The organism is Atlantibacter hermannii, from assembly GCF_009907385.1.
GTDB classification, from domain to species: domain Bacteria; phylum Pseudomonadota; class Gammaproteobacteria; order Enterobacterales; family Enterobacteriaceae; genus Atlantibacter; species Atlantibacter hermannii_A.
The window spans coordinates 1-2,878 of sequence record NZ_JAAATR010000066.1 but is presented as its reverse complement, the minus strand read 5'-3'; the positions used below and the strand labels follow the sequence as shown (position 1 = coordinate 2,878).

Here is a 2,878-nt window from a genome sequence, read left to right as displayed (position 1 = left end):
AACTGGTGCAGTCGTCTTCTGAAAATGACATTTGGTATCTCTCATAAACGGATGTTTTTGAGAGAACTATCTTCGGCCTTCACACGCACGAAAGGCGGCGAAGCTCCGCCGTTAATCCGTCCGCCGGAGATCTCGCCCAGGCAGGCTGAAGGCCGAGCAAGCCTGACAGGCCCGAAAAGCCCGGCACGGGCGTCGGCGGCGATGACGGCGGCGGCATTATCCAGGGTTGATGATGGAAGTGGAGGATATCGACAACCTCTCGCGCAACCAAGACATCGCGGTCGGACTGCAAGTGATCTTGAAGCCACGGGCCCGTCCCACCCCGACATGGACCTCGATGCCCGAACGGACGTTAGATTTCGAGTTCTAGGCGTTCTGCGATGAAGGTTGGATCCCAGCCGGGATTGAAAGTGTCGACGTGGGTGAATCCGAGCCGCTCGTATAGGCCACGCAGGTTCGGGTGGCAGTCGAGCCGCAGCTTGGCGCACCCCTGCGTTCGCGCGGCATGGCGGCAAGCCTCGATCAGCGCGGAGCTGACACCCCGGCCCGCATGTGTCCGTCGCACCGCGAGCTTGTGCAGATATGCGGCCTCCCCCTTGAGGGCGTCGGGCCAGAACTCGGGATCCTCGGCCGACAAGGTGCAACAGCCGACGATGCCGTCGCTGCAACTCGCGACTAGGAGCTCGGATCTCAGGACGAAGGTCTCCGCGAATGTCCGGTCGATCCGCGCGACGTCCCAGGCGGGCGTTCCCTTGGCGGACATCCACGCCGCAGCGTCGTGCATCAGCCGCACAACCTCGTCGATATCACCCGAGCAGGCGACCCGAACGTTCGGAGGCTCCTCGCTGTCCATTCGCTCCCCTGGCGCGGTATGAACCGCCGCCTCATAGTGCAGTTTGATCCTGACGAGCCCAGCATGTCTGCGCCCACCTTCGCGGAACCTGACCAGGGTCCGCTAGCGGGCGGCCGGAAGGTGAATGCTAGGCATGATCTAACCCTCGGTCTCTGGCGTCGCGACTGCGAAATTTCGCGAGGGTTTCCGAGAAGGTGATTGCGCTTCGCAGATCTCCAGGCGCGTGGGTGCGGACGTAGTCAGCGCCATTGCCGATCGCGTGAAGTTCCGCCGCAAGGCTCGCTGGACCCAGATCCTTTACAGGAAGGCCAACGGTGGCGCCCAAGAAGGATTTCCGCGACACCGAGACCAATAGCGGAAGCCCCAACGCCGACTTCAGCTTTTGAAGGTTCGACAGCACGTGCAGCGATGTTTCCGGTGCGGGGCTCAAGAAAAATCCCATCCCCGGATCGAGGATGAGCCGGTCGGCAGCGACCCCGCTCCGTCGCAAGGCGGAAACCCGCGCCTCGAAGAACCGCACAATCTCGTCGAGCGCGTCTTCGGGTCGAAGGTGACCGGTGCGGGTGGCGATGCCATCCCGCTGCGCTGAGTGCATAACCACCAGCCTGCAGTCCGCCTCAGCAATATCGGGATAGAGCGCAGGGTCAGGAAATCCTTGGATATCGTTCAGGTAGCCCACGCCGCGCTTGAGCGCATAGCGCTGGGTTTCCGGTTGGAAGCTGTCGATTGAAACACGGTGCATCTGATCGGACAGGGCGTCTAAGAGCGGCGCAATACGTCTGATCTCATCGGCCGGCGATACAGGCCTCGCGTCCGGATGGCTGGCGGCCGGTCCGACATCCACGACGTCTGATCCGACTCGCAGCATTTCGATCGCCGCGGTGACAGCGCCGGCGGGGTCTAGCCGCCGGCTCTCATCGAAGAAGGAGTCCTCGGTGAGATTCAGAATGCCGAACACCGTCACCATGGCGTCGGCCTCCGCAGCGACTTCCACGATGGGGATCGGGCGAGCAAAAAGGCAGCAATTATGAGCCCCATACCTACAAAGCCCCACGCATCAAGCTTTTGCCCATGAAGCAACCAGGCAATGGCTGTAATTATGACGACGCCGAGTCCCGACCAGACTGCATAAGCAACACCGACAGGGATGGATTTCAGAACCAGAGAAAGAAAATAAAATGCGATGCCATAACCGATTATGACAACGGCGGAAGGGGCAAGCTTAGTAAAGCCCTCGCTAGATTTTAATGCGGATGTTGCGATTACTTCGCCAACTATTGCGATAACAAGAAAAAGCCAGCCTTTCATGATATATCTCCCAATTTGTGTAGGGCTTATTATGCACGCTTAAAAATAATAAAAGCAGACTTGACCTGATAGTTTGGCTGTGAGCAATTATGTGCTTAGTGCATCTAACGCCTGGCACAGCTGCCGACAAAATTGGCGCTTGTTTTGCCGGCTTTTTGGCAAAACAAGTGACACTTTTGGCGGTCAGTTGCTGCCACTTGTTAACCCTTTTGCCAGATTTGGTAACTATAATTTATGTTAGACACGAAGTCTTGGCTAAAAACTGGCCTAAAACTACTGGGGATTTCTGGAAAATAGACATCACCTTCTGGCTCAATGTCGATTGTTGAAATATGTAAAGTATCAACTTTATCGATCAGGCTTTTGTATATTTCACCACCACCAGACACAATCACATGATCCGTTATCGTCTTCAGATGATTTAGCGCTTCATCGATAGATGGAAATACCAATACATTCTCATCACTGGAAGTGAAGCTTGAACGAGTTACAACGGCATATTTTCGGTTGGGTAAAGCCCCCATTGACTCGAAAGTCTTTCGGCCTACCAAAAGCCACTGATTATAGGTAATCGCTTTGAAGAGTAATTGTTCCCCTTTGGCACTCCATGGAATATCTGGGCCATTTCCGATAACTCCATTCTTCGAAATTGCTGCCATTAGTGATAGTTTCACGATACTTCCTTAGGGGTTAACTTTGTTTTAGGGCGACTGCCCT

At 55.7% G+C, this 2,878-nt stretch carries 4 protein-coding genes; all 4 read right to left on the bottom strand.

Annotated features, from left to right (window positions below):
• Positions 1-352: 352 nt before the first annotated feature.
• The gene (locus tag GV764_RS16645) at positions 353-853 is read right to left on the bottom strand and encodes a GNAT family N-acetyltransferase (RefSeq protein ID WP_000376623.1); all 501 of its coding nucleotides are present in this window, start codon (positions 851-853) and stop codon (positions 353-355) included.
• A 127-nt stretch (positions 854-980) separates the two neighbouring features.
• Complete coding sequence (sul1, locus tag GV764_RS16640) at positions 981-1,820, bottom strand: sulfonamide-resistant dihydropteroate synthase Sul1 (RefSeq protein WP_000259031.1); 840 nt, start codon at positions 1,818-1,820, stop codon at positions 981-983.
• Complete coding sequence (locus GV764_RS16635) at positions 1,814-2,161, bottom strand: quaternary ammonium compound efflux SMR transporter QacE delta 1 (RefSeq protein WP_000679427.1); 348 nt, start codon at positions 2,159-2,161, stop codon at positions 1,814-1,816. Before GV764_RS16635 ends, sul1 begins: the two co-directional genes overlap by 7 nt.
• A 200-nt stretch (positions 2,162-2,361) precedes the next feature.
• On the bottom strand, positions 2,362-2,835 hold the full coding sequence (dfrA15, locus tag GV764_RS16630) for a trimethoprim-resistant dihydrofolate reductase DfrA15 (protein WP_001355915.1): 474 nt from the start codon (positions 2,833-2,835) through the stop codon (positions 2,362-2,364).
• Positions 2,836-2,878 lie beyond the last annotated feature (43 nt).

Bases quoted from the DNA above. Each gene is read 5' to 3' on its own strand.
- GV764_RS16645 (WP_000376623.1), bottom strand. From the start codon at position 853: ATGGACAGCGAGGAGCCTCCGAACGTTCGGGTCGCCTGCTCGGGTGAT.
- sul1 (WP_000259031.1), bottom strand. From the start codon at position 1,820: ATGGTGACGGTGTTCGGCATTCTGAATCTCACCGAGGACTCCTTCTTC.
- GV764_RS16635 (WP_000679427.1), bottom strand. From the start codon at position 2,161: ATGAAAGGCTGGCTTTTTCTTGTTATCGCAATAGTTGGCGAAGTAATC.